The sequence below is a fragment of the Qipengyuania qiaonensis genome (assembly GCF_019711515.1).
GTDB classification, from domain to species: domain Bacteria; phylum Pseudomonadota; class Alphaproteobacteria; order Sphingomonadales; family Sphingomonadaceae; genus Qipengyuania; species Qipengyuania qiaonensis.
Map to the genome: position 1 here is coordinate 118,980 of NZ_JAIGNO010000007.1, position 26,558 is coordinate 145,537.

A 26,558-nucleotide genomic window follows, 5' to 3' on the forward strand; every position below is an offset into this window, starting at 1 on the left:
AGTCTCGTGTCAATCGGGCATCCCGATCGAGTTATTCGACGGGCCGACTGTGCTTTTCATGGTTAAGAGGGTTTTAACCAGGGATCGGCTCTGGCATTGATGCGTCTAGCAGGTAAGGATTTCTTAACCTTTGAAGGGATGCAGCACAAAGTGACCGCACCGATTCGCTTTCCCCGCTTTTTCGTGACCAGCCCCGCGCCGTGTCCGTATTTGCCGGGCAAGAGCGAACGCAAGGTTTTCACGGAGCTGCGCGGCGAGAATGCCGACGAGTTGAACGAGGCACTGGGCCGTATCGGCTTCCGGCGCAGCCAGACGGTCGCATACCGCCCCTCGTGCCTCGATTGTCAGGCGTGCGTATCGGTCCGCGTAGTGGCCGAAGAGTTCAAGCCATCGTCCAGTCAAAGGCGCACGCTGAAGGCGAATGAAGATTTGATCGCCACCGAATGCCGCCCTTGGGCGACCTCGGAACAGTTCGAATTGCTGCAGAAATACCTCGCTGCGCGTCATCCCGGTGGCGGTATGACGCAGATGGAGGAAACCGATTTTGCAGATATGGTGGAACATACCAGCGTATCGAGCTATGTTATTGAATATCGTGAGCCGGGGATCGGCGCTGAGCAGGGTCGCTTGGTTGGAGCTTGCCTCACGGATTACCAGGGTGATGGGCTGTCGATGATCTACAGCTTCTATGACCCTGAGCACGAGGGACGCGCCGGGCTTGGGAACTACATTATCCTCGACCACATCCGCAGGGCGGCACAGCGCGGCCTGCCCTACGTCTATCTCGGCTACTGGGTCGAAGGTGCGGAGCGGATGCAATACAAGGTCCGCTATCGCCCCCTCGAACGGCTTACCCGCGGTGGGTGGGAGCGTATGCCCGAGCGAGAGCAGAAACGGCTCATTGCCGACGCAACCGCCCCACGCGCCCGGCGCCGGGACGAAGCCCTGCCGGCAAAGGATGGGCTTGCTGCGGAATACAAGATCGCCGACTAGCCGGGCCGTTTCTCCGCTTGCGACTTGTTTAGCTGCCATTGCGATTGTCGGCGCAGCACCACTCGCCGCTCAAGAAGGCGAAGTACCATCCTCGCTTGAGGAACTGATACCCGACAGCGCGGTGGACAATCCCGATGCGTGGGCCGAACAGGGCACCGATGGAGAGAGCGTGCCCGAAGCGGACGCTTTGTCCGAACTTGAAGCAGAATCTCCTATCTCCGAGGTTCCAGACATGTCGGTGGCGTGGCCGGAGGATGTTGAACTGGAGCCGCTCGAACCGCTCGAGCCTGAGGATGACATAGAGTTCGTCCAATTGCTCGAAGATGCGCCGCAAATTGCTTTTGACGAAGCCGATATCGAGGAATTGTCCGATACGCTGGTGCTTGGTTTCCCGCAGAAGGAACCGCCGTTCAGCGAACGCGACGACTTTGTCGACCGGTTCGAGGCACTCTCGACCATCGAGGAACTCGACGACGGCGAAGAGAACGTCGCCCAGCTTGCTGCTAGGGCAAAGAAGGATCAGGAACTCCTCGATACGCTGCTTCGGGTTTACGGATATTACGATGGCGAGATCATTCGTACGATCGGAACGCGGGAGGCTGGTGATGATGCCACCGATCAGCGCCCGCGCGGTCGTTTCGATGTCATTCCGGGACCGCGCTACACCTACGGAGCTATCGACCTCGGCGATCTCGACACGTCGGTCGATGCCGTGACATTACGCAAATCCTTCGGGATCGAGATCGGTGACTACCTGCAATCCGATACGATCCTGACCGAACGCTTCAACCTTGATCGCGCTCTGGGCGAAAACGGCTACGCTTTTGCCGAGATCGACGAGCCTGAGTTGCTGATCGATCACGAGCGGGTCGAGGGAGATCTTACCGTACCTGTCAGTCCGAACGGAAAATACGTTTTCGGGGACGTGGTCAGTAGCGACGACGAATTCCTCTCGAGTCGTCACCTTGCCACTATCGCGCGGTTCGATCAGGGCGATGTCTACAAGCGCAGTCTTGAGTTCGATTTGCGCAGTGCCATTATCGCCACAGGGCTCGTATCGACCGTGAGTGTAGAAGCGCGCGAAGTCGTTCCACCTGCCGGAGACGAGCCAGGCGTGGTCGCTATGGATGTCACGATGGAGCGGGCCAAGCTTCGCACCATATCGGGCGCAATCGGATATGGATCGGAAGAAGGCGCACGTATCCAGGCTAGCTGGGAACACCGCAATTTCTTCCCTTCGGAAGGCTCGCTGCGGTTGCGCGGCATTCTCGGTACTCAAGAACAACTCGCTGGCGTCACTTTCCGCAAGAACAATTTCCGCGGCAGGGACAAGGTCCTGACCGTGGATGCCTATGCGTCGAGCGTGGACACAGTCGCCTACGATGCCGACACGATTGCGCTGACGGGTACTTACGAGCGCACCTCGACCCTCTTGTTCCAGAAGCCGCTGGCATGGGGAGTGGGTGCGGAGGTTCTTGCAACCGACGAACGTAATCGGGTGGTCGATGGCATTGCGCGCCCCCGCCAGACCTATTTCATCGCTTCGCTGTTCGGTCGGGCAACGATCGATACGAGCGATTCGCTACTTGATCCTACGCGCGGTTTCCGTCTGACCGGGTTTCTGGGCCCCGAGACTTCCCGGACCCAGGGGGAACAGTATTATTACCTGCGCAACCAGGTCGACGCGTCTTATTATCAGTCGATCGGGGAAAAGAACGTAATCGCCGGCAGAGTCCGTTTCGCCAGCATTCAGGGGGCGGAACTCGTTGGCATCGCCCCGTCACGCAGATTGTATGCGGGCGGTGGCGGATCCGTGCGCGGCTATGGCTACCAGGCGATCGGGCCCAAGAACGAATTCCTCGAGCCGACCGGAGGGCGCAGTCTGGTCGAAGTCTCGCTGGAAGGGCGAATCGGCACGGGCCTGTTCGACGGAGCACTGTCGGTGGTGCCTTTCATAGATGCGGGCAGCGTCTCCACCGGCACATCGCCGGACTTCCAATCCATCAAGTTCGGTGCCGGGCTGGGCGTGCGCTATGCAACAGGTTTCGGCCCACTCAGGCTTGACGTCGGCATTCCGTTAAACCCCGAACCCGACGATTCCGCCGTCGGCGTCTATATCTCGATCGGGCAGGCCTTCTAATGGCGGACAACGATGTTCTCGTGGATGCCGAGCCTGCTTCCGCACCTCGTCGCTCGCGCATTGCCCGAGCAGCCAAGTGGCTGCTGGGTATCGCAGTTGCATTTGTTCTGCTGGTCGTAGGTGCGGTTGTTCTACTCAACACCCCGCTTGGTGAACGCTTTCTCGCCAGCCGGATCGCCGAACAAACATTCCCGAACGGCCTCAATATCCGAATCGGACGAATAGAAGGCAATCTCTACGGCGCAGCAGTGCTGCACGATGTGAGTGTGTCCGATCCCGAGGGCGTTTTTCTGACCATTCCCCGTGCTGAAGTCGACTGGAACCCCGGGGCATGGCTGTCGAACCGGCTCGAAATCGACACGTTTGCAACGCGGCGGGCCACGCTCGCGCGGATCCCGGAGTTCCTGCCGAGTGAGGAAGAAGGCCCTATCCTACCGGGCTTCGACATGTCCGTCGAGCGACTGGAGATCGACAACCTTACGATCGCACGCGGTATAGCAGGCGACGGGCCGCAACGTGTCGATCTGACCGGCAGTGCGCAGGTGGCCGACCGGCGCCTCATGGTCGATATTGACGGGCGCTTGGGCGAGCGCGACCGGCTCGCCCTGTTGGTCGATGCCGAGCCGGACGGCGACGACTTTGACCTATCGCTCGATCTGGACGCCGCGGTCGATGGACCGATCGCGGAAATGGCCGGTCTGGAGACGCCATACGTTGCGCGAATTCGCGGCGACGGAACCTGGTCGCAGTGGACGGGACGCCTGCTTGTCCGCAGTGAGGATGAACGTGTCGCTGCGATGCGCATTACCAACCGCGCAGGCCGCATTGGTCTGCTTGGAAAGTTCGATCCATCCGATTTCCTTGCCGGAATTCCGGCGCAGGCACTTGGTGATGACGTTGCGCTGAAAGCGGATATCGCAATCGACAACCGGAGGTTCGATGGGCGGACGATTCTGGTGGGGAGCGGTCTGGGCGTGGATGCGGAAGGCCTGATAGACCTTGCCAAGAATAGTGCGGAAGAGCTCGAACTTACCGCGATAGTCCGCGATCCCGACCTTCTGGGAGAGGGACTGGCGCTACGCGATGCACGGCTTGACGCGACCATCGACGGCGCTTTCAACGATCTCGCAATCGTTCACGATGCCCGGGTAGGCGAATTCGACTTCGGCGGTACCAGGCTTGCCGGGCTGCGGCAGCAGGGCACTGCACGCTATGATGGCACACGCTGGACGCTGCCGCTTGCAGTTACGCTCGCCAGGATCACGAGCGGTAACGAGCTTGTTGATCCGCGGCTGGTGAATGGTGCGGGACGAGGCACGATCGTCCTCAGCGGCTCGACTCTGCTTTCCGACGATTTGCGGGTGACCTTTCCGGGCACTTCGGCAAACCTCGCCTTGCGTGGAGACCTGTCAGCAGGACGTTATCAAATTCGCGGTCCGGTCCAGGCACAACGTCTGGCGCTGGACAACATCGGCACCGTCGGCGGCACCGCCGTTATCGATTTCACACTTGCGCCCGAAGCGCCATGGCGCCTGTCCGCCGATCTCGATGCGCGGATCGCACCGGTCACCAACGCGACATTGGCCAACCTCGCGGGAACTCCCATCCGAGTGCGCGGCGGAATTGCGGTCGGGGGCAATGCGCCGCTCGACTTCAATAGCCTGCGCGTCAATGCGAGCAAGATACAGCTTGCTCTCGATGGCAGCGTTCGTGATGGGACGACCCGCGTAGCCGGGAGCGGCACGCATGTCGACTATGGCGCCTTTACCGTCGAGGCGAGCGTCACCGATGCCGGCCCCAGTGCTGCACTGGTTTTTGCACAACCCGCAACGGGTCTTGATAATGTTCGTGTCGCGATCGCCCCTACGGACAACGGTTTCGCCATCGACACCGAGGGCAATTCCATCCTCGGCCCCTTTGCGGGCCAACTGGGCCTGGTCGCGCCCGCCAACGGGCCGACCCGGATTGCGATCGAGCGGATGCGCGTGTCCGACACCAATGTCACGGGTGGCATTGCGCTGGTCGATGATGGCGCGGACGGAACGCTGACTTTTGCCGGAGGGGGCCTGAACGGAACGGTGGCACTGGCACCGCGGAGCGGCGGGCAGGGGCTCGACATCGACCTAAGAGCCCGCGACGCACGCTTCGGTGGAGACACGCCGTTGCGCGTCGCGCGTGCCGATATTGATGCGTCGGGCCTCATCGGCGAAGGCGCAACGAGTTTCTCCGGTTCAGGCACGGCCGCGGGGCTTTCCTACGGCACGCTGTTCATTGCCCGACTTGCCGCTCGTGGCGAGGTTGAGAACGGTGTTGGCAGAGTGGATGCTTCGCTCGCAGGTCGGCGCAGTGGACGCTTTGTTCTGGACGCAAATGCTGAAATTCGGCCCGAACGCGTAGCCGTTGCCGCTCGGGGTCAGTTTGCCGGTCGGCGCATATCGATGCCGCGCCGCGCGGTGCTGACGAGTGCCGAAAACGGTACTTGGCGTCTGGCACCTACCCAGCTTTCATATGGTGACGGGGGGATGATCGCGGCGGGCAGCTTCGGTGAAGGAGATCTCGATTTCGATTTCAAGCTTGCGCGCATGCCGCTTTCTCTGATTGATGTGTTCAGCTCCGATACCGGGCTTGGCGGCACCATTTCAGGTACGATCCAATATCGTACCGGTGCAAACATGGTGCCCGTCAGCGAAGCCAAGGTGAAAATCGACGACCTGACGCGTTCCGGCCTCGTGCTCACGGCGCGCCCTGTTGATGTTGCATTGGTGGCGAGACTGACCGAGGCCGAACTCGAGACGCGTGCCATTCTGCAGAACGAGGACATCCAGCGGGGGCGTTTGCAGGCGCGGATAGCTGATCTGCCCGCCGAAGGCCCTCTGCTCGACCGCCTGCGGACTGGCCGCCTATTCGGTCAGCTGCGCTACCGTGGAGCGGCGGAGAGCCTATGGCGGCTCGCGGCACTCGACACATTCGACATCACCGGGCCGATTGCCATTGCCGCCGATGCGACCGGCACACTGCGGGATCCAACCGTTCGCGGCTCGATATCTGGTGACGCGCTGCAGCTTCGCAGTTCGCTGTCGGGCACCGACATCCGGGACATCTCGATGCGGGGACGCTTCCAGGGCTCGCGCCTGCAATTCGCGAGATTCTCCGGGAATACAACGAATGGCGGGACGATAAGCGGAAGCGGGATTGTTGACCTCCGCACACTTGGTGAGAGGGTCGAGGGCAGGATACTGGAAATTCGCGGACCGACAATCGACCTTCGCGCATCGGCAAAAAATGCGCGCCTGCTCGATACCGGTGGTCTCAGCGCCACTATTACGGGACCACTTCGGATCGTTTCAAATGGGCTGGGTGGAACCATTGCCGGTAAGGTTCGCATCAACCGCGCGAGTTGGACATTGGGAACCGCCGCCGACGATCTGCGGATCCCCCAGATCGCGACCCGCGAGATCAACGCACCGGCCAACCGGGCCCCACAGGCAGCGTCCGCACGACCGTGGCGATATCTGATAAACGCCAAGGCAACCAGCCGTATCGATGTCGATGGCATGGGGCTGGACAGCGAATGGGCGGCAGATGTCGTCCTGCGCGGCTCGACGGACGATCCCCGCATTGGTGGCAACGCTGAAGTGGTGCGGGGTAACTATACTTTCGCCGGAACCAGCTTTGAGCTTACAAAAGGCGAGATCGAATTCGATGTCGACGTCCCCATCGATCCGCGCCTCGATATTGTGGCCGAAACCGATCGCGATGGATTGACAGTCGATGTGATGGTCAGTGGGAGCGCGACGCAGCCCCAGATCGCATTCAGTTCGGACCCCTCATTGCCCGAGGAAGAGTTACTCGCGCGCCTGCTGTTCGGAGAATCCGTGACCAGTCTTTCTGCAACCGACGCACTTCAGCTAGGCGCCGCGGTTGCGAGCCTACGCGGCGGCGGTGGGATGGATCCTATCAATCAGCTGCGATCGGCTATCGGGCTCGATCGGTTGCGTATCGTAGGCGCCGACGCTGCGCTGGGTCGTGGAACCGGTATCGCGCTCGGCAAGAACTTTGGTCGACGCTTCTACGCGGAAATCATCACCGATGGTCGTGGTTATAGTGCTACCGAGGTTGAGTTTCGTGTAACCAGCTGGCTGTCGCTGCTTGCGGCAGTCTCGACTGTTGGGCGGGAAAGTGTCGTCGCAGAGATCAGCCGAGATTACTAGGCGAGGGCTCAGCCTTTGGGCGGAAGCAGCACAGTATCGATCGGGATCACCACGCCATTGTTGGCGGCAATTGCCGTACCGCTGAACGTCGCGGTTCCGCCGTCCTCCATTGCTACGGTGAGGTTGTCACCCGTTTTGAAAAAGGTCACGTCGGCCTCGCCCAGAGTGGCCATCGTGACTGGTCCTCCGTTCTGTTCGATCGCCTCGCCGATGGCCTCGGGAGTCAAATGCCCAGGCAGTAGGTGATCGCGGAGGATCGCAACGAGTACGGGCCGTTGCTCTGCTTCCAACAGCGTCGAGCTTTCTTCGCCTAGTGCCTCGAACGCTTCATTGCTGGGAGCCAGAACGGTATAGCTGGCGGAGCCATCGAGAACGCCGGATAGCTCCGATTCCCCGATGGCTTCGCGCAGGGTGCCCAGATCGTCATTGGCACCCAATGCAGCAGCGAGCGTCAGTGTGCCGTCGTCCTTGGTCGCAGTTTGGAGATCGTTAGACTCCTCCTTGCCACAAGCGGAGACGAGCGGCAGCGAGGCGAGCGCCAGCGCGGCCAGACCCGTTTTCCATGTATTGATCATATCAGCCACCTCAGATCAGCAAGTCGATCGCAGCGGAGATCAGCTGCGTTTCGGGATCGATCTGATACACGTAGCCGTCCGAATATCGATATGATGCGTCCGACGTATCGTAGTACCTGTCGCGATAAGCGTAAGGGACGTTGTACACATCGTAACCCTGCGGCATCGATTGCCCGATCACGAATTCGTTTCCGGTCAGCAATGCCGCCACCGAGATGATTGCGGCATCGCTGGGATCGACCCGATAGATGACATTGTCGGCATAGCGATAGGACGAGGCGGGGCCGAGATCGTAGTAGTCGACATAGTAATCTGGAACGGCGTAGCTGTTATAGTTCGATGGCCACGGGTTCCCAACTGCCAAAGCGCCGCCGAGCAGGGGAATATAACCCGCTATCAGCCCATTGCTGGCGGGGCGCAGCAGATAGCCGTCGTCATAGTAATAGCGGCCTGTGCTGTAGTTCGTCAGCCCGAACAGGCGCGGCCGATAATCGTAGCCATTCCATGGCCGGTAATTTTCATAGCGCTGCTTCGCTTGCCCTGGTGGCATGCAGCCATTGTATTTCTTGGCGAGGCCCGGAGGGCACCCGTCAATCACGCTGCGATCGCGATCGCGGACAAGGAAAGTCCGGTCACGGTCGTAACGCGCGCGATCGACATAACGGATAGTCTTGCGATCATATTGGCCAGAATCGCGGCGGTCCGGACGCTGATCTACACGACTGTCGGTGCGCTTATCGGCCTGACGAGACGCTTCTTTTCGATCGTCGCGTCGCTTAACTTGTCGTGGAGGCTCTTTGCGTTGATTGCTACGCTCTTGCTGCTGAACGACCCGCTTTTCGGTGCGTGTTTCGGCCTTGCCGCGATTGTTTCCATTGTCGGGGCGCTGTGCGCCGAGGTTAGACTTGGCATTGCCCGACTTCTGCGCACTGCGATCTGACTTTCCGCTATCCGAGCGTTGTGCGCCACGGTCGGCCTTGCCGCGCTCGACCTGGGCTGCAGCCTGATTCTTGCCGTTGCCCTTGTTGTTGTTACCCTTTCCCGGCTCGGCATAGGCTCCGCTCGCAGCCAGTGCGATGGCGGCTGCACCCATCAACAAGGTACGCATCTTAGAACTCCTTTGTTCGCCCAACGGGAACGACGGGCTTCCGGTTCCGGCTAATCTTGGTGCAAACAATGGCGGTATTCTGCGGTTCCTACCGGGAACGATAGAGTGCTGCCTCTGCGGCTCGGCGGCGGACGAGCCCTTGGAGAACCCGACCTGCCGCACGGTTCCAGCGACCGAATTCCTTTGCAGCAGCGTCGTAATCACCCGACAGATGCCGCTTGAGCAGGGTCGAATGTCCGATGGCGCCAGTGTTGTAATGGAAACTGACCAGCGCATCGAATTGAGCCTGATCGGTCGGCGCGCCGTCTAGCGCTTCCGCGACATCGCGCGCATGGCGCTCGATATCCAGGGCCAGGCGCGCATCGCATTGCTGCTGGGTCCAGACGGTTCCTTTGCCGATGCCCGGGCCCGTGGCGCCCCAGCCAATTGTCCAGGGGCTTCCACCGGTGCCGGGGTCCGGATAGGCCTCGACCAAGCCGTCCGGTCGCAGGCGCGCGCAACCTTCGAACTCTCGGATGAGCCGGATGCCCTGAGGGCCGATACTGTGCGACAGAGTGCCACAATCATCGATCCGCGGGAGATCGCCCATTGTCTCGATTGCAGTGTCCAGGGCTTCGACTTCGGGTTGACTGAATGTCCTGCCCAGCAACTTCCTGACGGCATCGAATAGCGGTTTGCGGTACATCTGAGGCCTCCGTGAAATGAGGCCGACGTATTAGGCACGCCCGGCGGGAGTAGGAAAACGAATTCTGGCAAAAAAATGGGCCGCCCGGTTTCCCGGACGACCCTTGCCGCTTGAGCGCTGACTCCGCAGTTCGGTCAGAACTTGAAGGTCGCCATGGCCCGGTATGACTGTGCATTGGCGTTCTTGCGCGAGATCGTTGTGTCGACGCCAAGGCCGAACTGGACTGCGCCGGTACCGAACTGCGCCGATAGCCCGATTTCGCCCCAGTCCGAGTCCGTACTGGCTACGGCGAATGGCACGGCCGGACCATTGCCCGCTGCGAACTGCGCGCCAACGGCGAGAGGTCCGTCTTCGAATTCGTGCACCCAATCGGCATGAGCATCGATCTGCACCGTACCGCTAACCTTCTGGTAATCGAGCCCGATCCGTCCTTGCAGACTTTCGAAATCCTCGCGATCGATACGCAAGGCCAACGGACCTCCGGTCTCCTCGACGACATCGAAGGAATGGTCCGCATAACGCAGCTCGACGCCCGGCGAGATCGTACCGAAGGCACCTTCGATATCGTACGAAACGCCTACTGCGGCGGCAAGCCCGCCATCGCTGCTTTCGCTCGTCAGTGTTTGCGTATCGCCGACGAAAGACACCGTCCGGGTGGTATCGATATCGACATCTGTGAGGCTGACCTGACCGTCGACAACGATACCGACCTCGGTTTTAACACTGCCGTAGAGCGATACGGCGAGCATCTTGGAGTCCGCTTCCTGACCGAGAACCACGTCCGCTTCGAGATCCGAGTAGTAGGCCGACAGGCCGACCATCGAACTCTCGCTGGGGAAATACTCGATGCCCCCAGCGAAGAAATAGCCATCCACATCGGTTTTCTCGGTGGTGTAGCCGGGCGTGGACGTCCCGCTGCCCCGGATAAGCCCGCCAGCTACATAGATGCCCACATCCTCGCGAATGGCGCCTTGCTGGACGCGGGTCGGTTCGCTGGCCTGGTCGAGGCCTAGCGCGCCGGCCAGCACCGGTTGGCTGCTGCGCGAGGTCGTCATTTGAGCGGTCTGGATCGGGCTCCCGAGTGTGGCAATGGTGCCGCCCGAGCTGGCCAGATCCGATTCGCGCAGACGCGAAGCGTTGAACGACTGGAGATGGTTGTAGGATTGTGCCGTCAGCTGACGGACAGCTGATTCCGCGACCGGGGCCAGGCCTTCAAAAGTAGCCTGGATGGTATCGGCATCGGCAAAGTCCAACACATAGAGGTAGGCCAGGGCCGCGTTGGTGCGGTTCTGGTCGAACAGCTGCGCATAGCTTACCTGCACCGGGTCGGTGCTGTCGATCGCCGTAGCGTAGCTCGCAACGATGATCTCCATCAGCACGGCGGTATCGGTGTAGGTGAACGTCTGGCTGAGAATGGCCGAGATATCGCCCTCGACGAAGGTACCGGTCACGCCGCCATCCGCAGTCAGCACGGTAAACTGCTGACCATTGCCATAGGCCGGCGTCCCACTGCCTAGACCGATGGCCACGACGCCACCGACCGATGCTTCACCCGTAACCGCAACGAGGTCCGAAGCGCCGTCCGCGCCGATGTCGATCATCAGGGTCGAACCTGAGGAGAGGACGAGCGAACCGTCGATGGTCAGCGTGTCGATGCCGCCGATCGTACCCGGCGAAATCGCGCCCATGATGTTGGTCACGAAAGGCGCCGTGATCGTGCCGCCTCCCTGAAGGGCCCCGCCAAAGAGCGTGTAGTCGCCAACCGAGTTCAGTGCGCCATCGACTGTGATCGTGCCGCCGAACTGGCTGATGTCGATCAGCGAAGTCAGGCTGCCATCGGCGGTGATATTCAGGCCGGCGGTGCTCAGCACGGTCAGGCGGTCGATCGTAACCGCGCTGCTCAGCGTAGTGGTTCCAGCATTGCCCAGTGTTACGTCGAAGTAACGTGGGTCGACGTTCACGGTGGCATCCGTGCTGACGACCGGATCGATATTGTCGGGCACGAAGTCCGACGCGCCGGGCAGGCCGTTGTCTAGCGTCGGATCGGGCAGTGGATCGTCCGAAAATTCAGGACTGCCGCCATCGCTGGCATGTGGTGCTTCCTCGGAGAATTCCGGAGCGCCGTTCTGGCTTTCATGGGCATTGATCAGGCTATCACGCGATAGGGCACCGCTACTACCGAAGGCTACGCCTTCCGCGGCACTGGCCGTTTCGGGAGTAGCACTGGTGCCGCCGCCAAGCGCGTCGAGCATGTCGGCGTCGGCTTTGCCGATACCCGAACTCATTGTGTCGCCAACGTTGCGGGCCGGAGGGGTGAACTCGCCGGTGGACAAATCCTGGCATCCATCGCCGAGATTGTCGCCTTCGGGATCGAAGCAGACCTCGCCCCACTCGGGAGCGCCGCCCTCGGTCCCGGCCCCCGGCGATGTCGGCACACCGTTCACGATATTGCCGTCTGCGTCGATGATGCGGTAGTTCGGATCCAGCGTGGTTTCCCAGTGGCTTGCATCTTCCCAAGCACCGTCGCCCGCCTTGGCGGTGACGTAACGGTAGGGATTGTTCGCGGCGATCCAGTCCCAGTACAGGAACAATGGCTGGTAAAAGCTTTCGGTACCGTAGCTCGAGAACTCCTGCGCCCCAAAGAAGCGCGAGCCGCCCGACAGAACACCAATGACAAGATCTTCATCGGTGATCGCGTTGTTGGCGGCGTCGAGGATCAGCGGACCACCCGAGTCGCCACCGGCTGTCGTGCCCTCGTTTTCGCGGGGTTCGTCTTTGTAGAGGTTGAAGTCGAACGGGTTGGTCTTGTTGGGATCGTCGAAGTCTAGACGATACAGGACCTGCGGCAGGTCGCCGGAAGGATCGCCAAACAGGAAGGTGTTGCGCGCGTCGAACGAGGTGAGCGAACCGATCATGTTCTCGGCCGCGCGGCGGCGCCAATCGATGCCTTGGATGTCGCCATTCGTGCCGTTGCCAGAACGGCCGTAACCGGTGATGTTCACGTGATAGCCGGTGCCGTCGACATCGTCGATCGCGCCTGGGTCCGGGAGCGGCGAGAACAGCAGCGACCAGGTCGGCAGATTGGCTGCCGGAGTGTCGAGGCTGGCGATCGCTACGTCGCCTTCGAGGAAGCCGAGCGCGGCTGGATCCTCGAGCGAACGCGGGTCGTAGTAGATGCGGTTGACATTGAAGACCGCCAGATCCGGGTTGCTCTGAAAGCCTGCAAACCAGTTCTGAAACCCGGGAAGGGCGTTAGGGTTGAAGGACCACGCAGCGGGGACATTGTCGACGTTGTAATCGGTCGCGGCGCGATCGTTGACGCAGTGCGCCGCAAAAAGGACAGTTCGCGGATTGATCAGAGATCCCGAGCAGACGAAACCATCAGCGCGAAAAAACATGCCTATGCCGCTGAATTCGTCATCGGTATCGAGGGCACCGCCTTCCGAACGATCTGCGTTCGGATCGACATTGTCGTTCGGCACGATCGCATGCGCAGGCGTGCTCAGTGCAACCGCCGACAGGGCAATAGTAGCCGCGCCAGCCATAAGCCGTCCGCCCATGCGGGTGAAATTAGATTTCATCAGAAATGTCCCTCCGGAAATGATATACGTCCGCGCGCCCAACTCGCGCATGCGATTGTTCTAGAACGGGGAAGAACGAAAAGAAAAGGCCCTAACCTTCTCGATGCGTCGGGTTTACCGCATGCCTGTGGCCCCGAAGACGCACTTCTTTACACTTCAATGAAAAGGGCGACCGGATCGCTCCGGTCGCCCTGTCACTTCACTGATTTCCGCGGCTGAGCGGTCAGCAATCAGGCACTGTAATACATATCGAACTCGGCCGGGCATGGCGTGGTTTCGACGCGCAGGACCTCTTCCCACTTCAGTTCGGCATAGGCGTCGATCTGATCCTTGGTGAAGACGTCGCCCTTGAGCAGGAATTCGTGGTCGGCCTCGAGCGATTCCAGAGCTTCGCGCAGCGAACCGCAGACGGTCGGAACCTCGGCAAGCTCTGCGGGCGGCAGGTCGTAGAGGTTCTTGTCCATCGCTTCGCCCGGGTGAATCTTGTTGGTGATGCCGTCTAGGCCCGCCATCAGCAGCGCGGCATAGGCGAGATAGGGGTTTGCCATCGCGTCGGGGAAGCGGAACTCCACGCGCTTCGCCTTGTCACCCGCACCATAGGGGATACGGCAGGAAGCCGAACGGTTACGCGCCGAGTAAGCCAGCAGGACTGGGGCTTCGAAGCCCGGCACCAGCCGCTTGTAGCTGTTGGTGGTCGGGTTGGTGAAGGCGTTCAGCGCCTTGGCGTGCTTGATGACGCCGCCGATGTAGTAGAGGCAGTTTTCGCTGAGACCACCATACTGGTTCCCGGCGAAAGTCGGCTTGCCGCCGTCCCAGATGGACATGTGGGTGTGCATGCCCGAGCCGTTATCGTCCTTGATTGGCTTGGGCATGAACGTCGCGGTCTTGCCGTAGATATGCGCGACCTGGTGCACGACGTATTTGTAGATCTGCATGTTGTCGGCGGTTTCGACCAGCGTGCCGAAGGTCAGGCCCAGTTCGTGCTGCGCCGCGGCCACCTCGTGGTGGTGCTTGTCGCAGTTGAGGCCCATTTCGATCATGGTGGAAACCATTTCACCGCGGATGTCGACAGCGCTGTCGACCGGGGCGACGGGAAAATAGCCGCCTTTTGCGCGCGGACGGTGGGCGAGGTTCCCGCTTTCATATTCCTTGCCGGTGTTGGTCGGCAGCTCGATATCGTCGATGGCGTATCCCGAGCCGGCATACCCGTCTTCGAAGCGAACGTCGTCGAACATGAAGAATTCCGCTTCGGGGCCGACATAGATCGTGTCGCCAATACCGGTCGACTTGAGGAAGGCTTCGGCGCGCTTCGCAGTCGTGCGCGGGTCCCTAGCATACCATTCGCCGGTCGACGGTTCGACGATGTCGCAGAACAGGATCATCATCGGTTCGGCGCTGAACGGGTCAACATAGACACGTTCGAGGTCAGGCTTGAGGATCATGTCGCTTTCGTTGATGACCTTCCAGCCGGCGATCGACGAACCGTCGAACATCAGGCCATCTTCCAACTGGTCCTCGTCGAGCGTCTTGGCGACCATGGTAAGGTGCTGCCATTTGCCCTTGGGATCGGTGAAGCGCAGGTCGACCCACTCGATACCGTCGTCCTCGATCTGTTTCAGGACCTTCTTTGCACTCGACATTACAATTGCCTCCGTTTGAATTGAAATGGGTATGCGGGGCAGACCCGCAGGCGATCAGATTGCGTCGTCGTCGCGTTCGCCCGTGCGGATGCGCAGGGCCCCTTCGATCGACGAGATGAAGATTTTGCCGTCGCCGATCCGGCCGGTCTGCGCGGCCGCGGCGATGGCTTCGACGGTCCGGTCGGCAATGCCGTCGGACACGACCACTTCGAGCTTCACCTTGGGCAGGAAATCCACGACATATTCGGCGCCGCGATAGAGTTCGGTATGGCCCTTTTGACGTCCGAAGCCCTTGGCCTCGGTGACGGTGATGCCGGACACACCGATTTCGTGCAGCGCTTCTTTCACCTCGTCCAGCTTGAACGGTTTGATGATCGCTTCAATCTTCTTCACGTTGTTTCCGAACCTCGGGAGAACAATGTCAATCCATCCATCGCGCGTTTCTTTCCAAGAATCGTGCCAAGGAAGCCGGCGCTAGGCGTAGCCGAAGATTACGTGCGCGCCAAACGTACTCGACGCAATTTTTGCATCGATCGAGCGAAATTCGCGCAATCCCGGCGATGCCATTTCCCGACACTGCTTATGTGGCAGTCAGAAAATGCCCAAATATTAGGCATTCTGTAGGAGAAGGCCGGTCATCTCGGGGAGTCCGCACATGAGATTGAGGCTCTGGACCGCTGCCCCGCTGGCGCCTTTGCCGAGATTGTCGAGCCGCGCGACCAACCGCGCATTCCAGCCGCCCTCGTTGCCGAAGACAAACAGCTCGAGGCCGTCCGAGGGCGCGGCGTCCGTTTCCAGCAGGAGCTCGCCCGCGGGCGTATCGTCGTGAACGGTGACGACCGCTGAGGCTGTGTAGAATTCTGCCAGCGCGTCGCGCAGGGCGTCGGAGTGCGGATCGTTCTGCATCGCACCGAGGTGCAACGGGACCTCGACGATCATGCCCCGATAGGCGGGAACGACCGATGGCGCGAACAGTACCGGATGGTCGAGGCCGGCATGCACCTGCATCTCGGGCAGGTGCTTGTGCGCCAGATCAAGCGCATAGGTGCGAAACGCAATGTTCGGCTTGTCGATCATACGCTCGATTAACGCCTTGCCGCCACCCGAATAACCGCTCACGGCGTTGACCGTATATGGCCAGTCCGCCGGCAGCAGCCCGGCGCGCACGAGTGGTGCGACCAGTGCGAGAAAGCCCGTCGGGTAGCATCCCGGGTTGCTCACCCGCAGGGCATCTGCCACCCGTTCTCTGCCCACGAGTTCCGGAAAGCCGTAGCACCAGCCCTCCGTTGTCCGGTGGGCGCTCGATGCATCGATCACCCGAGTTCGGCTGGCTGTATCGATCAGTTCCACAGCTTCGCGCGCGGCATCGTCCGGCAGACAGAGGATGGCGATGTCTGCCTCGTTCAACGCGTCGCGGCGGGCCTCCGCATCCTTGCGCCGGTCATCGTCCAGTCGCAGAAGTTCGAATTCGCCACGCCCTTCGAGCCGGTCGGCAATCTCGAGGCCGGTGGTCCCGGCGGCGCCATCGATGAATATTGTGTGTGTCATTGCTCGGAGGCGAGCATGCCGAGCCGGACGTATCCGCTCGGGCCCGCCGGGCCGCAGGCAATCCATGCCCAATCGCCCGCGCAATCGAGCAGCTCGATCTCCTGGCCCGCATCGAGCGTTGTGCCGTTGCCAGCATCGTCGCGCATGGCCAGCTTCAGGGTCGCGGCTGTGTCGCCGATGCGGCGCCGTTGCGGAATGACATAGTGCGCCGCCAGATAGTTCTTCGCGAGTGCGATGTGGGCGAGGTCGCCGCGCAATGGCAACGTACCCGGCGCTGGTTTCTCGACCGGGCCGTTCAGTCCAACGATATCTTCGGGTAGGGAATAGCTGGCTTGAGCAGTCACGCTGTGTGCAAAATCCGGTTGTGAACGTTGCGGGCGCTTAGCCCCGCAGGGCCATTCAAGCAAGGCAGCGCCCGTCAAGCTTCACCGAAACGGCCACGAAGCATATGCCATGCAGCCCGAAGACCATAGGCATCGCCGCCCTTCGGACGGCCCGGTTTCGGCTGCGGACGCCAGGCAAAGGTATCGAAATGTGCCCAATCGATGCCTTCGCCGACGAACCGGTCCAGGAATAGACCCGCCACGCTCGCCCCGGCAAACGCGTTGCCATGGGCATTGTTGGTGTCGGCGATGTCGGAATTGAGCCATTCCCGGTAAGCGTCGGGCAGCGGCAGACGCCAAGGTTCGTCGTCATGCGCCTTGCCTGCCGCGATCAATTCCTCCGCCGTCGCATCCTCACGCGTCATAAGCGCCGGATAGTCGGGGCCAAGGGCGACACGTGCGGCACCGGTAAGCGTTGCGAAGTCGATGATCAGTTCGGGCTTCTCCTCGCTCGCGCGCTGAAGCGCATCCCCAAGTATCAGACGGCCTTCGGCATCGGTATTGCCGATCTCGACCGTCAGCCCCTTACGGGTCTTGAGCACGTCGCCCGGTCTGAAGCTGTTGGAACTGATCGCATTTTCTACCGCCGGAACAAGTAGATGCAATCGCACGGGAAGACCGGCGCCCATAACCAGCCCGGCCAGCGCTATGGCATGGGCCGCTCCGCCCATATCCTTTTTCATCAGCAGCATTCCGGTCGAGCTTTTTACATCAAGTCCGCCGCTGTCGAAACAGACCCCCTTGCCGACGATGGCCAGGACGGGGTCGCTCTCTTTTCCCCAGGTTAGATGCATGATCCGCGGAGCATGGTGACGCGCTGCCGCGCGACCCACTGCATGGACCATGGGATATTCCTGCTCGAGCGTGTCGCCCTTCGTGACAGTCAGCTTGGCCGAGTGCTCTTTCGCCAGCTTCTCGCATTGCTCTTCCAGCGCCGCGGGACCCATGTCTTCGGCCGGTGTGTTCACGAGGTCACGTACGAGGCAAACGGCCTGCGCTTCGGCAATCGCCGGATCGATTGCCTTCACGTCCTTGGTCAGCAGCACGCGTGGGCCGACCGGCCGATCCGCCTTCTTGTAGCGGTCGAAAACATATTGGGCCGTTTGCCAGCCATGAACGGCAGGACCCGGTTCTCCCTCGGCGCGACGGTAGGTACCTTCGGGCAGGCTCTCGGCCAGCTTGGCCATGCACCAACTCGAAAGATCTGCGGGATTTCCTACGCCTCCGACCGCGAACCAGCCGTCCCCATCAGGCACGATCCCGACCTGGTAACCACTGCCATCGAATTTCTGCGCATCGAGCGCCGCCCGCTGGCTCGCAGAAAGCTTCTTCAACCAGCCAGGATATCCGTCGCGGTTGACGAGGTGCAGGGAAATCGCATCCTGTCCTCGGTCGGGCTGGATAAGCGGCTGGTTGTCGGCCATATTCGGAACGTACCCCTGTCTTTCGTCTTCGCAAAGGAAACCGTGATGCGTGCGCCCCTGTTCCTGATTTCGCTCGCCCTGTCGAGTGCGGCCTGCTCGGACGGGGCCGAGTATGCGGAGAAAGCCGGGGTCGAGGAGACTGTAAGCGCAACGGCTTCGGCGACTACTGCTCCGGATGCCAAGGCCTATTCGGTTGAGCAGGAAACCGAACGCTACCAATTCGCCTATTCCTGGCCAGTCGAAGCGGCAGCCGAAGCCGGACTTGCCGCATATCTGAAAGAGAAATCCGATGCGATGCGCGCCGGTCTCGAGAAGGAAGCCGACGACGACTGGAATGCGGCCGAGGGCCAAAGCTGGACCCCGCGTCAGCATAGCGCCTCCGAAGAATGGAGGGTCGTAGCCGATATTCCGGGATATCTCAGTCTTTCGGGCCACCTCGCGACCTATTCCGGCGGGGCACATGGCATGTACGGTGTACAGTCGCTCGTGTGGGATCGGGAAGCGGGCAGGACCATGAAAGGTGTCGAGCTTTTCAACTCGCCTGTTGCGCTGGAGCAGAGCCTTGGCAAAAGGCTTTGCGGTACGCTCAACAAGGAACGCGAAAAGCGGCGGGGCATGAAGATCGAAGAGGGCAGTGACGACATGTTCGACAAATGCCCGGGTCTCGACGAGGCGAGCGTGCTTGTCGGTTCTTCCAACGGTACTACCTTCGATCGGATTGCCGTCTATTTCGGACCCTATGTCGCCGGTGCGTATGCGGAAGGCGACTACGAGCTTGATTTCGACGTCACGGCCAGCGTGCTCGATGCGGTTAAAGCGGAATACGCTGACGCATTCAGCGTGCGCAGCTAGGTATCTCGCAATTTCCGCCTGAGCGCACTATGTCGTGGGCATGACGGAATATCAGGTAATCGAGGCGGACGAGACCGTCTATCGCGACGGCACGATCAAGCTCCACGGGTCGGATGGCTTTGCGGGCATGCGCAAGGCCGGCCGCTTGGCCGCCGAAATCCTCGATGAATTGACCTCTTTCGTTCAGCCTGGCGTGACAACCGGCGCGATCGACGACAAGGCGCGCACCATGATGCTCGATGCGGGGGCAGTGCCCGCCACCATGGGTTATCGCGGCTATACGCATAGCTGCTGCACCTCGATCAACCATGTGATCTGCCATGGTATTCCTTCGGACAAGGCGCTCAAGGATGGGGACATCGTCAATATCGATGTGACGCCGCTGCTGAACGGTTGGCATGGTGATACCAGCCGGATGTATTTCGCCGGCGAGCCTTCGATCAAGGCCAGCCGTCTGGTTGAGGTGACCTATGAATGCCTTATGCTGGGGATCGCGGCGGCATCAAAGCCGGGTGCGCGTCTGGGAGATATCGGTGCGGCGATCGAAGCGCATGCCCGCCAGTACCGCTATGGCGTGGTGCAGGAGTTCTGCGGCCATGGCTTGGGGCGCCTATTCCACGACGCGCCGGAAGTGATCCACGCCGCCCGCGCGGGCACTGGTCCTGAACTCAAGCCCGGTATGTTCTTCACCATCGAACCGATGATCAACGCCGGTCGCCCGCACGCCAAAATCCTGCGCGACGGCTGGACCGCCGTCACCCGAGACAAGTCGCTCTCGGCCCAGTTCGAACATTCAATCGGCATTACCGAAGACGGCCTCGAAATCTTTACCGAAAGCCCCAAGGGCCTGCACAAACCGCCTTACTGATCCGGCACCCATTCATACCAAACCACTGGATGCCCGGTACGGGGGTGAGCAGATTCGTGCGTCGACAACATTCCGGCCCGTTCGTAGAAGGCGCGGGCAGAAAGGTTGGTTGCGGCAGTATAAAGCGCGAAGCCATTCGGCATTTCCTGCTTAGCATGCGCGAATAGCAATCCGCCAGTTCCCGACCCGATTGCTTTGGGAATGACGAACAATTGATCAAGTACCTTGACCGACGGTTTAGTCGCTAGGAAGCCGACGACAACGTCCGAATCCGTTGCAAGCGTGATCGACCAACCTTCAGCGATTTCGGAATCGATGCGTTCGCGAAGGGTTTGTCGGGAAGGCATCGTGGGAGGCCCAACGCCCGGGAGGCTCGCACTCAAATGCCATATCTCGGTGATTACTTCGAAATCGCGGTTATGTGCAGGGCGAAGGCGGGGCACGGGCTGATTATCCCTCTCGCGCAGCCTTTATCGCGGCGCCGGCCGCAAATGGGGACACGGCGCACAGCGCAAGACTGATCGCGCCAGTCAGGAGCAGGGCTTCAGGGTCGGGGCGTGCGAGCGAACCGGCTCCGAAGATCAGGATCGGCACGGCCAGTGGGATGACCATCAGACCGGCGAGTGCCGCGCCCCCACGAAGGCTCGCGGTAAGCGCCGCAACAGCGAGCCCGACAGCGGCAAGTCCCGGTGTCCCCGCCAGCAAGCCGAGCACTACCGTTCGCGTCGTTTGTCCATCAAGACCAAGAAGGGCGGCAGCGGGGAGTGTAGCCAGCAACAGGAGCGGCGCGAAGGCCAGCCAGTGCGCCAGCAGCCTGACGGCCATGGTCATTTCCTCGCTGATCCCGCGCAGGTGCAGCTGATCGAACATGCCTGCTTCGAGGTCGCCGGCCACAAGCTTTTCCAACGGCAAGATTGCCGCGAGCAGAGCTGCCACCCAGATCACGCCGCCACCCGTCCGCGCTAGCAGTTGAGCATCCGGACCGACCGCAAACGGATAAAGCATTGCCACTGCTAGGAAGAATAGCAGAGGCAGTATCCCGCCCCCTCCGCCACGACCCCCCGGTAACAGAAGTGCGAGATCTCGGCGAAGAAGCGCCTGGATCACGCTGCATACCCCGCAAGGTCGATTGTCCTTGGCGAGGGCAGGGCGATGGGCTGGTGCGAGGCCACGATGGCGATGCCACCGCCGGAACAGTGAAGGGCGATCAGCGTTTCGAACGCCTTTTGGGCATCGGCATCGAGCCCGTTCAGCGGTTCGTCGAGCAGCCAGATCGGACAGCGCCGATTTAACAGGCGCGCCAGCGCAGCGCGTTTTTTCTGCCCCGTTGAAAGATAACGAACCGGAACATCCATCAGCGGTAAGAGCTGGAGCACTTCGAGAGCGCGGCCCGGATTGGTGCAGCCGTCGAGCTTTTGCCAGAACGCCAGTGCGTCGCCCAGCGAATGGTTGGCATCCAGTGCCAGCCGATCGTCGACCAGACCCATCGCACCTTCGCGCTCGACGGTCCCCGCAAATGGCCTTAGCAGGCCTGCAAGAATACGGATCAGACTGGATTTGCCGATCCCGTTAGCTCCGGTAATGTGGTAGGCGTCGCCCGATCTTCCGGGTAACGACAAGCCACGAAACAGCAGCCGATCGCCGCGGCGGCAGGCAATGTCCGTTGCGACTAGGTGAGCTTGCATGGCGAGGGTCGATAGGCAAAAGGCGCCCACGCGACAAGCAAGAGGAGATTCGCGCGTCATGACGGTCGAGCAGCTAAGCGAGGAAGAACGCAAGAGCTGGTTAAGAGCACTGCCGGGATGGTCGTTGTGCCGCGATGGCGACGCGATCGAGCGAAAGTTCGAATTTGCCGATTTCTCCGAAGCTTTCGCGTTTATGACCCGCGTCGCGATGATCGCGGAGGCGCGCGATCACCATCCCGAATGGTTCAACGTTTACAACCGAGTCGAAATCACCCTGACCACACATGATGCGAGCGGTTTAAGCCTGCGCGACGTGAAAATGGCGCGCAAGATCGATGCGCTGCTGGCCTAGGGTGCCTTCGCGAGCCCTCGAGCCAAGGTCGTAGAGCAGACTTTCCTCATAGGGCTTGGGCCTCATAGGGCTCAGGGTCCACTACCGGCGGCGCCAGTTCGTGCCACCTGATCACGCTCTCGATCCCGACAAGGATGAGGGGATCGAACGACCAGTTCATATCGCGGCTTTGAGCGATTCCGGCGATGTGCTCGAAATTCTGCTCCGGCCCGCCATCCAGGACGTAAACGACGGGGTATTTCCGCTCGGGCTCCTTGTCGTATCCGGTCGGCAGCCGGACGGTGACCTTGCGGTTCTCGCTTTCCAGGATTGCGGTCTTCGCAGTGTAGGTGGTGGCACCACCAGCGGCTCGCCGCCCGCCAGCTGGGTGCTGGCGGGTGCCGCAAGGCTCACCGACCAAGAGGGCGGAACGACGAGCGCGTCTGCTTGCGCACGCGGCCCGGCAGCCAGCGCGCGGCGAAAGCCATACTTTTTGCGGTCTTCCCGACGGTCGTGTGCAGCCTCTTGCCATGGACAGCGGCCCAGGCCGCAGCTGCAACTTCTTCAACTGGCGTGATTTCAAGCCCTGCTGTCGTCACGCGCTGGCGAATATCTTCGTTGGAGCGCGCATTCGGATTATGGTCGAGCAGCGGCGTGTCGATGAAGCTCGGCATGAGCGAGCGCACATTGATCCCATCTTCGGCCCATTCGCCGTCGAGACTTTCGGTCACCGCGCGGACGCCGAATTTGGTCGCGGAATAGACGCTCGCACCCGGAGTTCCGTATATGCCGGCAGCGCTTGCGGTGTTGAGCAGGCACGATCCCGGCGCGGTCTTCCTGAGATGTGGATACGCGGCCTGCGCGCCGAACAACACACCCTTCAAATTGACATCGAGGCACCGCTCTATTTCTTCGGCGCTGTTCTCGATTAACGAGCCGCCGAGCGGAATACCGGCATTGTTGAAGACCACGTCGATCCGGCCACCCGTCGCAACCGAGAACGCGTCGAGCGCTTCGTCCCACGCGCTACGATCGCGTACGTCGAGCTGATGCGAATAAACGAAACCGTTGCCGATCATCTCTTCGGTTATGCCCATTCCCGCCTTGTCGATATCGCCGAGGCCGATGAACCAATTGCGCTGGGCGAAAAACACAGCGACCGCCTGCCCGATGCCCGAACCGCCTCCGGTGACAAAAATCGCCTTGCGCTCGCTCACATTTTCTCTCCCTCGTGTGCCACTACAGCGCGGCGCTATTGTATGTGTGCCAGGTAAAGATAGCCATGGCGCCGCGATAGGGACGCCATTTGTCGCCCAACACCCGCGTTTCCTTCTCGCTCGGCCTCTCGGGCAAACCGAGCAAGCGACCGACTGCTTCCTGAACGGCCAGGTCGCCGGCCGGCCAGATGTCCTGCCGGCCTTCGGCGAAGAGGAGATAGATTTCCGCCGACCAACGCCCGATGCCTTTGATGCGGGTAAGTTCGAGGATCGCAGCCTCGTCATCGTCGGGCAGGTTATCGAACTGCAGTTCGCCGCTCGACACGAGTTCGCACAAGCTTCGCGCATAGCCCTGTTTCTGGCGCGAAAGCCCGCAGGCGCGCAGCGTATCGAAGTCGCGGGCGAGCAGTTCGTGCGCTTGCATTTCCTCGCCCAGTTCCGCTTCGAGTTTGTTCCACACCGAAGTGGCCGCTGCCACGCTGACCTGCTGCCCCACTATGGTCCGCAGCAAAGTCTGGTAGCCGGTCGGCCGAATGCGCTCTTCCGGATATCCGCAACGCTCGATCGCGGCGGCAACGGTCTTGTCCTCGGCGGCAACGGCGTCGAGATGTTGGCGTAGCTGTACGTTAGTCAGACCCATGGCGAGTATGCTTGCCTTCCCCGTCCCGATTGAATAGCAGCGCGACGCATAGGTTGGGCCAGTGGCCCTTTGCAACCGAGGATAGATGCAAATGCCGAAACTGATCGTCACCACCCGTGAAGGCGACACCAGTGAAATCGACGTCGCCGACGGTCTGACCGTGATGGAAGCGATCCGCGACAACGGTTTCGACGAACTCCTCGCGCTGTGCGGCGGCTGCTGTTCCTGTGCCACTTGTCACGTCCACGTCGATGCCGCCTTCAGCGACAAGCTGCCACCTATGACCGAAGACGAAGACGATCTGCTGGAATCGACAGATCATCGCAAAGCGACGTCGCGCCTGTCCTGCCAGATCCCGTTTGCTCCTGAACTCGACGGCCTGAAGGTTACTATCGCGCCTGAAGATTGATGTTGTTTGCGGGTTAAGGCCCGCGCGCCTAGTTCCTGACCATGACTGCCATTCCCGTACGCGAGCGCACGCTCGACCTTATCGGCAATACCCCGCTCGTTCGCCTTGAAGGGCCGAGTGCGGAGGCCGGCTGCGACATTTTCGGTAAATGCGAATTCGCCAACCCCGGCGCATCGGTCAAGGACCGAGCGGCGCTGTATATCATTCGCGATGCAGAGGAGCGCGGCGAACTCAAGCCGGGTGGCACGGTCGTCGAGGGAACCGCCGGGAATACCGGCATCGGCATAGCGCTGGTGGCCAATGCGCTGGGGTACCGCACGATCATCGTGATGCCCGACAATCAGAGCCACGAGAAAATGGACACGATACGAGCTTTGGGCGCGGAACTGGTCACCGTTCCGCCGACCAAATATGCCGATTGCAACCATTTCCAGCACGTCTCGCGCCGCATGGCGGCAGAGATCGACGGGGCCATATGGGCGGGCCAGTTCGACAATACCGCCAATCGCAAGGCGCATATCGAAACGACTGCGAAAGAGCTCTGGGAACAGCTCGATGGCAGGATCGACGGTTTCACTTGCGCCGCCGGCACGGGTGGGACGATTGCCGGGGTCGGACTGGGCCTCAAGGCGTTCGACGAAACCATAGTCATCGCGTTGACCGACCCGCACGGCGCGGCCCTTCACAGCTACTTTGCGCACGGTGAACTCAAGGCGGAAGGGTCCTCTGTCGCCGAGGGGATCGGGCAAGGGCGCATTACCGGCAATCTCGAAGGAGCGCCGATCGATACCCAGTTCCGGATCTCGGATCGCGGAGGTCTTGAATGGGTCGCGCGGCTCTTGCGCGACGAAGGACTGTGTCTCGGCCTCTCGAGCGGAATCAATGTGGCGGGCGCGATTGAGCTGGGCAAGCAACTGGTCGCTGAAGGTCGCGAGAACCCGCGCGTTGCGACCATATTGTGCGATACCGGCTTCCGCTACCTTTCGACGCTGTACAATGCCGATTGGCTGGCTTCGAAAGGATTGCCGGTCTTCGATTGGTTGCAATCGGGCGATTGACTGGCAGGCAATGGTGCCTAGGCTAATGCGCGTGCCGCAGTTTTTCGACATGAGCCGCAAGCCGCCCGTCGGCGAATTGCCGGATGTACCCGGAACGGATGCCCGGCGCGAGCGCACGGTGCAACGCCTTCAGATAGGTATAACGGGAATTGTGATGATGATACTGCTCGTCGGGCTGGCGAGCATTATTCAGAACCGCGCTGCGGAAACCGACGCGACGACGGTTCCCGATGCTGCGCCCACGACAGAACCGACCCAGGCCGCGCCGCGGAACGATCCTCTGGTGGAAGCAGGGGTAGTGCCGGATCTTCCCGCTGAACCGACGGCGACCCCAAGCGCTACGCCGACTCTTGGGCCACAGGTCGAGACCAATGCCCCCTTGGCTACGGACTAGCATTTCGCTGACATTGCTGCTTGCGCTTTTGGCAGCTTGTTCGCCCGGCCAAGCCACCGAGGAAAGTTCGGAAAAACCGACGGTCGGCCTGTTCGCAAGCTTGCCGATATTTTGGGGCGAGGGTGGCCCGTCGGCCATACTCGCCGGCACGGAACGCAAGGATTGGGTTCGCTCCCTGATCGAGAAACGCTTTGCAATCGCACCGCTCGATACGCTGGAGGCTGAAGCAGTCGACGGCGTGGCCCGAATAATCATGGCTCAGCCGCGTCCGTTGGCGCCGTCGGAAAACGTGGCGCTGGACAACTGGGTGCGCCAGGGAGGGCGATTGCTGATATTTGCCGATCCACTCCTGACGCGACACAGCGAATTGGCTCTCGGCGACAAGCAGCGACCGCAGGACGTTGTGCTGATCTCCCCTATCCTTTCCCGCTGGGGGCTCGAGCTTCGCTTCGACGAAGATCAGCCCGGCGGAACGCGATACATTTCTGCCTTCGATCGCGATTATCCCGTGAACCTGGCAGGGCATTTCGTGCTGGTCGAGAATGACGGGTGTACCTTGTCCGAAACGGGGCTGCTTGCCCAATGCGACGTCGGCAAGGGGCGAGTCACGCTGATGGCGGACGCGGCCATACTCGACGACGACGGTTCTTCGCCAGGCCGCGCGTCGTTGGAATCGCTGATCGCCATCGCGTTTGATCGCTAACGCGGGATTTCGCGGGACAGAGTCGAAGGCTTCGGTGATGTCGTGCACGAATCCGCGGAAATGCGTGCATTTCCAGAATCTTCGTTAGGCAATCAGTATGAAATTCGAGATTC

Annotated in this window: 25 protein-coding genes; 10 read left to right on the forward strand and 15 right to left on the reverse strand. The window is 61.0% G+C overall.

Annotated features, from left to right (window positions below):
• The first annotated feature begins 150 nt into the window (after window positions 1–150).
• Genes K3174_RS12030 through K3174_RS12040 form a run of 3 tightly spaced genes read left to right on the forward strand, consistent with a single transcriptional unit; the run spans window position 151 to window position 7,344 of the window.
• Window positions 151–993, forward strand: coding sequence for an arginyltransferase (locus tag K3174_RS12030; RefSeq protein ID WP_221558700.1), 843 nt, complete (start codon window positions 151–153; stop codon window positions 991–993).
• Window positions 959–3,133, forward strand: a complete 2,175-nt coding sequence (locus K3174_RS12035; protein WP_221558702.1) for an autotransporter assembly complex protein TamA — start codon at window positions 959–961, stop codon at window positions 3,131–3,133. Before K3174_RS12030 ends, K3174_RS12035 begins: the two co-directional genes overlap by 35 nt.
• Complete coding sequence (locus K3174_RS12040; RefSeq protein WP_221558705.1) at window positions 3,133–7,344, forward strand: translocation/assembly module TamB domain-containing protein; 4,212 nt, start codon at window positions 3,133–3,135, stop codon at window positions 7,342–7,344. Before K3174_RS12035 ends, K3174_RS12040 begins: the two co-directional genes overlap by 1 nt.
• An 8-nt stretch (window positions 7,345–7,352) precedes the next feature.
• Here the strand turns inward: K3174_RS12040 and K3174_RS12045 are convergent, their stop codons facing one another.
• The 9 genes from K3174_RS12045 to K3174_RS12085 form a co-directional block, all read right to left on the reverse strand.
• Window positions 7,353–7,919: a fasciclin domain-containing protein gene (locus tag K3174_RS12045; protein ID WP_221558707.1), complete on the reverse strand. Its 567-nt coding sequence runs from the start codon at window positions 7,917–7,919 to the stop codon at window positions 7,353–7,355.
• Between the two features lie 10 nt (window positions 7,920–7,929).
• On the reverse strand, window positions 7,930–9,027 hold the full coding sequence (locus K3174_RS12050) for a hypothetical protein (protein WP_221558709.1): 1,098 nt from the start codon (window positions 9,025–9,027) through the stop codon (window positions 7,930–7,932).
• Between the two features lie 88 nt (window positions 9,028–9,115).
• Window positions 9,116–9,712 carry a lysozyme gene (locus K3174_RS12055; protein WP_221558711.1) on the reverse strand — a complete coding sequence of 199 codons (597 nt, stop codon included), beginning with the start codon at window positions 9,710–9,712 and terminating at the stop codon, window positions 9,116–9,118.
• A 134-nt stretch (window positions 9,713–9,846) separates the two neighbouring features.
• The gene (locus tag K3174_RS12060; RefSeq protein WP_221558721.1) at window positions 9,847–13,293 is read right to left on the reverse strand and encodes an autotransporter domain-containing protein; all 3,447 of its coding nucleotides are present in this window, start codon (window positions 13,291–13,293) and stop codon (window positions 9,847–9,849) included.
• Between the two features lie 230 nt (window positions 13,294–13,523).
• Window positions 13,524–14,933, reverse strand: coding sequence for a type I glutamate--ammonia ligase (glnA, locus tag K3174_RS12065; protein ID WP_221558723.1), 1,410 nt, complete (start codon window positions 14,931–14,933; stop codon window positions 13,524–13,526).
• 54 nt (window positions 14,934–14,987) lie between these two features.
• Window positions 14,988–15,326, reverse strand: a complete 339-nt coding sequence (locus tag K3174_RS12070) for a P-II family nitrogen regulator (protein WP_221558725.1) — start codon at window positions 15,324–15,326, stop codon at window positions 14,988–14,990.
• Window positions 15,327–15,542: 216 nt separating this feature from the next.
• Entirely contained in the window at window positions 15,543–16,481 is a 939-nt protein-coding gene (argC, locus tag K3174_RS12075; protein ID WP_221558727.1) for an N-acetyl-gamma-glutamyl-phosphate reductase, read from the reverse strand.
• Window positions 16,478–16,825, reverse strand: coding sequence for a hypothetical protein (locus K3174_RS12080; protein ID WP_221558729.1), 348 nt, complete (start codon window positions 16,823–16,825; stop codon window positions 16,478–16,480). Before K3174_RS12080 ends, argC begins: the two co-directional genes overlap by 4 nt.
• A 74-nt stretch (window positions 16,826–16,899) precedes the next feature.
• Window positions 16,900–18,288, reverse strand: a complete 1,389-nt coding sequence (locus K3174_RS12085; protein WP_221558731.1) for a leucyl aminopeptidase family protein — start codon at window positions 18,286–18,288, stop codon at window positions 16,900–16,902.
• 45 nt (window positions 18,289–18,333) lie between these two features.
• Here K3174_RS12085 and K3174_RS12090 point away from each other — a divergent pair, with 45 nt between their 5' ends.
• Window positions 18,334–19,140 carry a PdaC/SigV domain-containing protein gene (locus K3174_RS12090; RefSeq protein WP_221558733.1) on the forward strand — a complete coding sequence of 269 codons (807 nt, stop codon included), beginning with the start codon at window positions 18,334–18,336 and terminating at the stop codon, window positions 19,138–19,140.
• Between the two features lie 40 nt (window positions 19,141–19,180).
• Entirely contained in the window at window positions 19,181–20,008 is an 828-nt protein-coding gene (gene map / locus K3174_RS12095) for a type I methionyl aminopeptidase (RefSeq protein ID WP_221558735.1), read from the forward strand.
• Here the strand turns inward: map and K3174_RS12100 are convergent.
• The 3 genes from K3174_RS12100 to ccmA form a co-directional block, all read right to left on the reverse strand.
• Window positions 20,002–20,355 carry a GNAT family N-acetyltransferase gene (locus K3174_RS12100; RefSeq protein ID WP_221558737.1) on the reverse strand — a complete coding sequence of 118 codons (354 nt, stop codon included), beginning with the start codon at window positions 20,353–20,355 and terminating at the stop codon, window positions 20,002–20,004. The two genes, map and K3174_RS12100, sit on opposite strands and share 7 nt — an antisense overlap.
• 103 nt (window positions 20,356–20,458) lie before the next feature.
• Window positions 20,459–21,115: a heme exporter protein CcmB gene (locus K3174_RS12105; protein ID WP_221558739.1), complete on the reverse strand. Its 657-nt coding sequence runs from the start codon at window positions 21,113–21,115 to the stop codon at window positions 20,459–20,461.
• Complete coding sequence (gene ccmA, locus K3174_RS12110) at window positions 21,112–21,693, reverse strand: heme ABC exporter ATP-binding protein CcmA (RefSeq protein WP_221558741.1); 582 nt, start codon at window positions 21,691–21,693, stop codon at window positions 21,112–21,114. The genes K3174_RS12105 and ccmA overlap by 4 nt, the downstream gene beginning before the upstream one ends.
• Before the next feature lie 58 nt (window positions 21,694–21,751).
• On the opposite strand from ccmA, the gene K3174_RS12115 reads away from it, so the two are divergent.
• Entirely contained in the window at window positions 21,752–22,045 is a 294-nt protein-coding gene (locus K3174_RS12115; protein WP_221558743.1) for a 4a-hydroxytetrahydrobiopterin dehydratase, read from the forward strand.
• A gap of 46 nt (window positions 22,046–22,091) precedes the next feature.
• Here the strand turns inward: K3174_RS12115 and K3174_RS12120 are convergent, their stop codons facing one another.
• From K3174_RS12120 to K3174_RS12130, 3 genes are read right to left on the reverse strand one after another with little or no spacing between them, the layout of a single operon-like run.
• Window positions 22,092–22,445: an alpha/beta hydrolase-fold protein gene (locus K3174_RS12120; protein ID WP_221558893.1), complete on the reverse strand. Its 354-nt coding sequence runs from the start codon at window positions 22,443–22,445 to the stop codon at window positions 22,092–22,094.
• Window positions 22,435–23,241, reverse strand: a complete 807-nt coding sequence (locus tag K3174_RS12125; RefSeq protein WP_221558745.1) for an SDR family oxidoreductase — start codon at window positions 23,239–23,241, stop codon at window positions 22,435–22,437. Before K3174_RS12125 ends, K3174_RS12120 begins: the two co-directional genes overlap by 11 nt.
• Before the next feature lie 22 nt (window positions 23,242–23,263).
• A complete protein-coding gene (locus K3174_RS12130; RefSeq protein WP_221558747.1) occupies window positions 23,264–23,881 on the reverse strand; it encodes a DNA-3-methyladenine glycosylase family protein in 618 nt (205 codons plus the stop codon).
• Window positions 23,882–23,972: 91 nt separating this feature from the next.
• Here K3174_RS12130 and K3174_RS12135 point away from each other — a divergent pair, with 91 nt between their 5' ends.
• From K3174_RS12135 to K3174_RS12150, 4 genes are read left to right on the forward strand one after another with little or no spacing between them, the layout of a single operon-like run.
• Window positions 23,973–24,290, forward strand: coding sequence for a 2Fe-2S iron-sulfur cluster-binding protein (locus tag K3174_RS12135; RefSeq protein WP_221558748.1), 318 nt, complete (start codon window positions 23,973–23,975; stop codon window positions 24,288–24,290).
• 41 nt (window positions 24,291–24,331) lie between these two features.
• Window positions 24,332–25,348 carry a cysteine synthase A gene (locus tag K3174_RS12140; protein WP_221558749.1) on the forward strand — a complete coding sequence of 339 codons (1,017 nt, stop codon included), beginning with the start codon at window positions 24,332–24,334 and terminating at the stop codon, window positions 25,346–25,348.
• A 31-nt stretch (window positions 25,349–25,379) separates the two neighbouring features.
• Complete coding sequence (locus tag K3174_RS12145) at window positions 25,380–25,742, forward strand: hypothetical protein (RefSeq protein WP_221558750.1); 363 nt, start codon at window positions 25,380–25,382, stop codon at window positions 25,740–25,742.
• On the forward strand, window positions 25,720–26,445 hold the full coding sequence (locus K3174_RS12150) for a GldG family protein (RefSeq protein WP_221558752.1): 726 nt from the start codon (window positions 25,720–25,722) through the stop codon (window positions 26,443–26,445). Before K3174_RS12145 ends, K3174_RS12150 begins: the two co-directional genes overlap by 23 nt.
• Window positions 26,446–26,558 lie beyond the last annotated feature (113 nt).

What these genes read in the sequence shown, in the direction of transcription:
- K3174_RS12140 (WP_221558749.1), top strand. Translation starts at nt 24,332, where the DNA reads ATGACTGCCATTCCCGTACGCGAGCGCACGCTCGACCTTATCGGCAAT.
- ccmA (WP_221558741.1), bottom strand. Translation starts at nt 21,693, where the DNA reads ATGCAAGCTCACCTAGTCGCAACGGACATTGCCTGCCGCCGCGGCGAT.
- K3174_RS12060 (WP_221558721.1), bottom strand. Translation starts at nt 13,293, where the DNA reads ATGAAATCTAATTTCACCCGCATGGGCGGACGGCTTATGGCTGGCGCG.
- map (WP_221558735.1), top strand. Translation starts at nt 19,181, where the DNA reads ATGACGGAATATCAGGTAATCGAGGCGGACGAGACCGTCTATCGCGAC.
- glnA (WP_221558723.1), bottom strand. Translation starts at nt 14,933, where the DNA reads ATGTCGAGTGCAAAGAAGGTCCTGAAACAGATCGAGGACGACGGTATC.
- K3174_RS12055 (WP_221558711.1), bottom strand. Translation starts at nt 9,712, where the DNA reads ATGTACCGCAAACCGCTATTCGATGCCGTCAGGAAGTTGCTGGGCAGG.
- K3174_RS12040 (WP_221558705.1), top strand. Translation starts at nt 3,133, where the DNA reads ATGGCGGACAACGATGTTCTCGTGGATGCCGAGCCTGCTTCCGCACCT.
- K3174_RS12100 (WP_221558737.1), bottom strand. Translation starts at nt 20,355, where the DNA reads ATGCCTTCCCGACAAACCCTTCGCGAACGCATCGATTCCGAAATCGCT.
- K3174_RS12035 (WP_221558702.1), top strand. Translation starts at nt 959, where the DNA reads ATGGGCTTGCTGCGGAATACAAGATCGCCGACTAGCCGGGCCGTTTCT.
- K3174_RS12050 (WP_221558709.1), bottom strand. Translation starts at nt 9,027, where the DNA reads ATGCGTACCTTGTTGATGGGTGCAGCCGCCATCGCACTGGCTGCGAGC.
- K3174_RS12085 (WP_221558731.1), bottom strand. Translation starts at nt 18,288, where the DNA reads ATGGCCGACAACCAGCCGCTTATCCAGCCCGACCGAGGACAGGATGCG.
- K3174_RS12150 (WP_221558752.1), top strand. Translation starts at nt 25,720, where the DNA reads ATGCCCCCTTGGCTACGGACTAGCATTTCGCTGACATTGCTGCTTGCG.
- K3174_RS12045 (WP_221558707.1), bottom strand. Translation starts at nt 7,919, where the DNA reads ATGATCAATACATGGAAAACGGGTCTGGCCGCGCTGGCGCTCGCCTCG.
- K3174_RS12135 (WP_221558748.1), top strand. Translation starts at nt 23,973, where the DNA reads ATGCCGAAACTGATCGTCACCACCCGTGAAGGCGACACCAGTGAAATC.
- K3174_RS12115 (WP_221558743.1), top strand. Translation starts at nt 21,752, where the DNA reads ATGACGGTCGAGCAGCTAAGCGAGGAAGAACGCAAGAGCTGGTTAAGA.
- K3174_RS12090 (WP_221558733.1), top strand. Translation starts at nt 18,334, where the DNA reads ATGCGTGCGCCCCTGTTCCTGATTTCGCTCGCCCTGTCGAGTGCGGCC.
- K3174_RS12130 (WP_221558747.1), bottom strand. Translation starts at nt 23,881, where the DNA reads ATGGGTCTGACTAACGTACAGCTACGCCAACATCTCGACGCCGTTGCC.
- argC (WP_221558727.1), bottom strand. Translation starts at nt 16,481, where the DNA reads ATGACACACACAATATTCATCGATGGCGCCGCCGGGACCACCGGCCTC.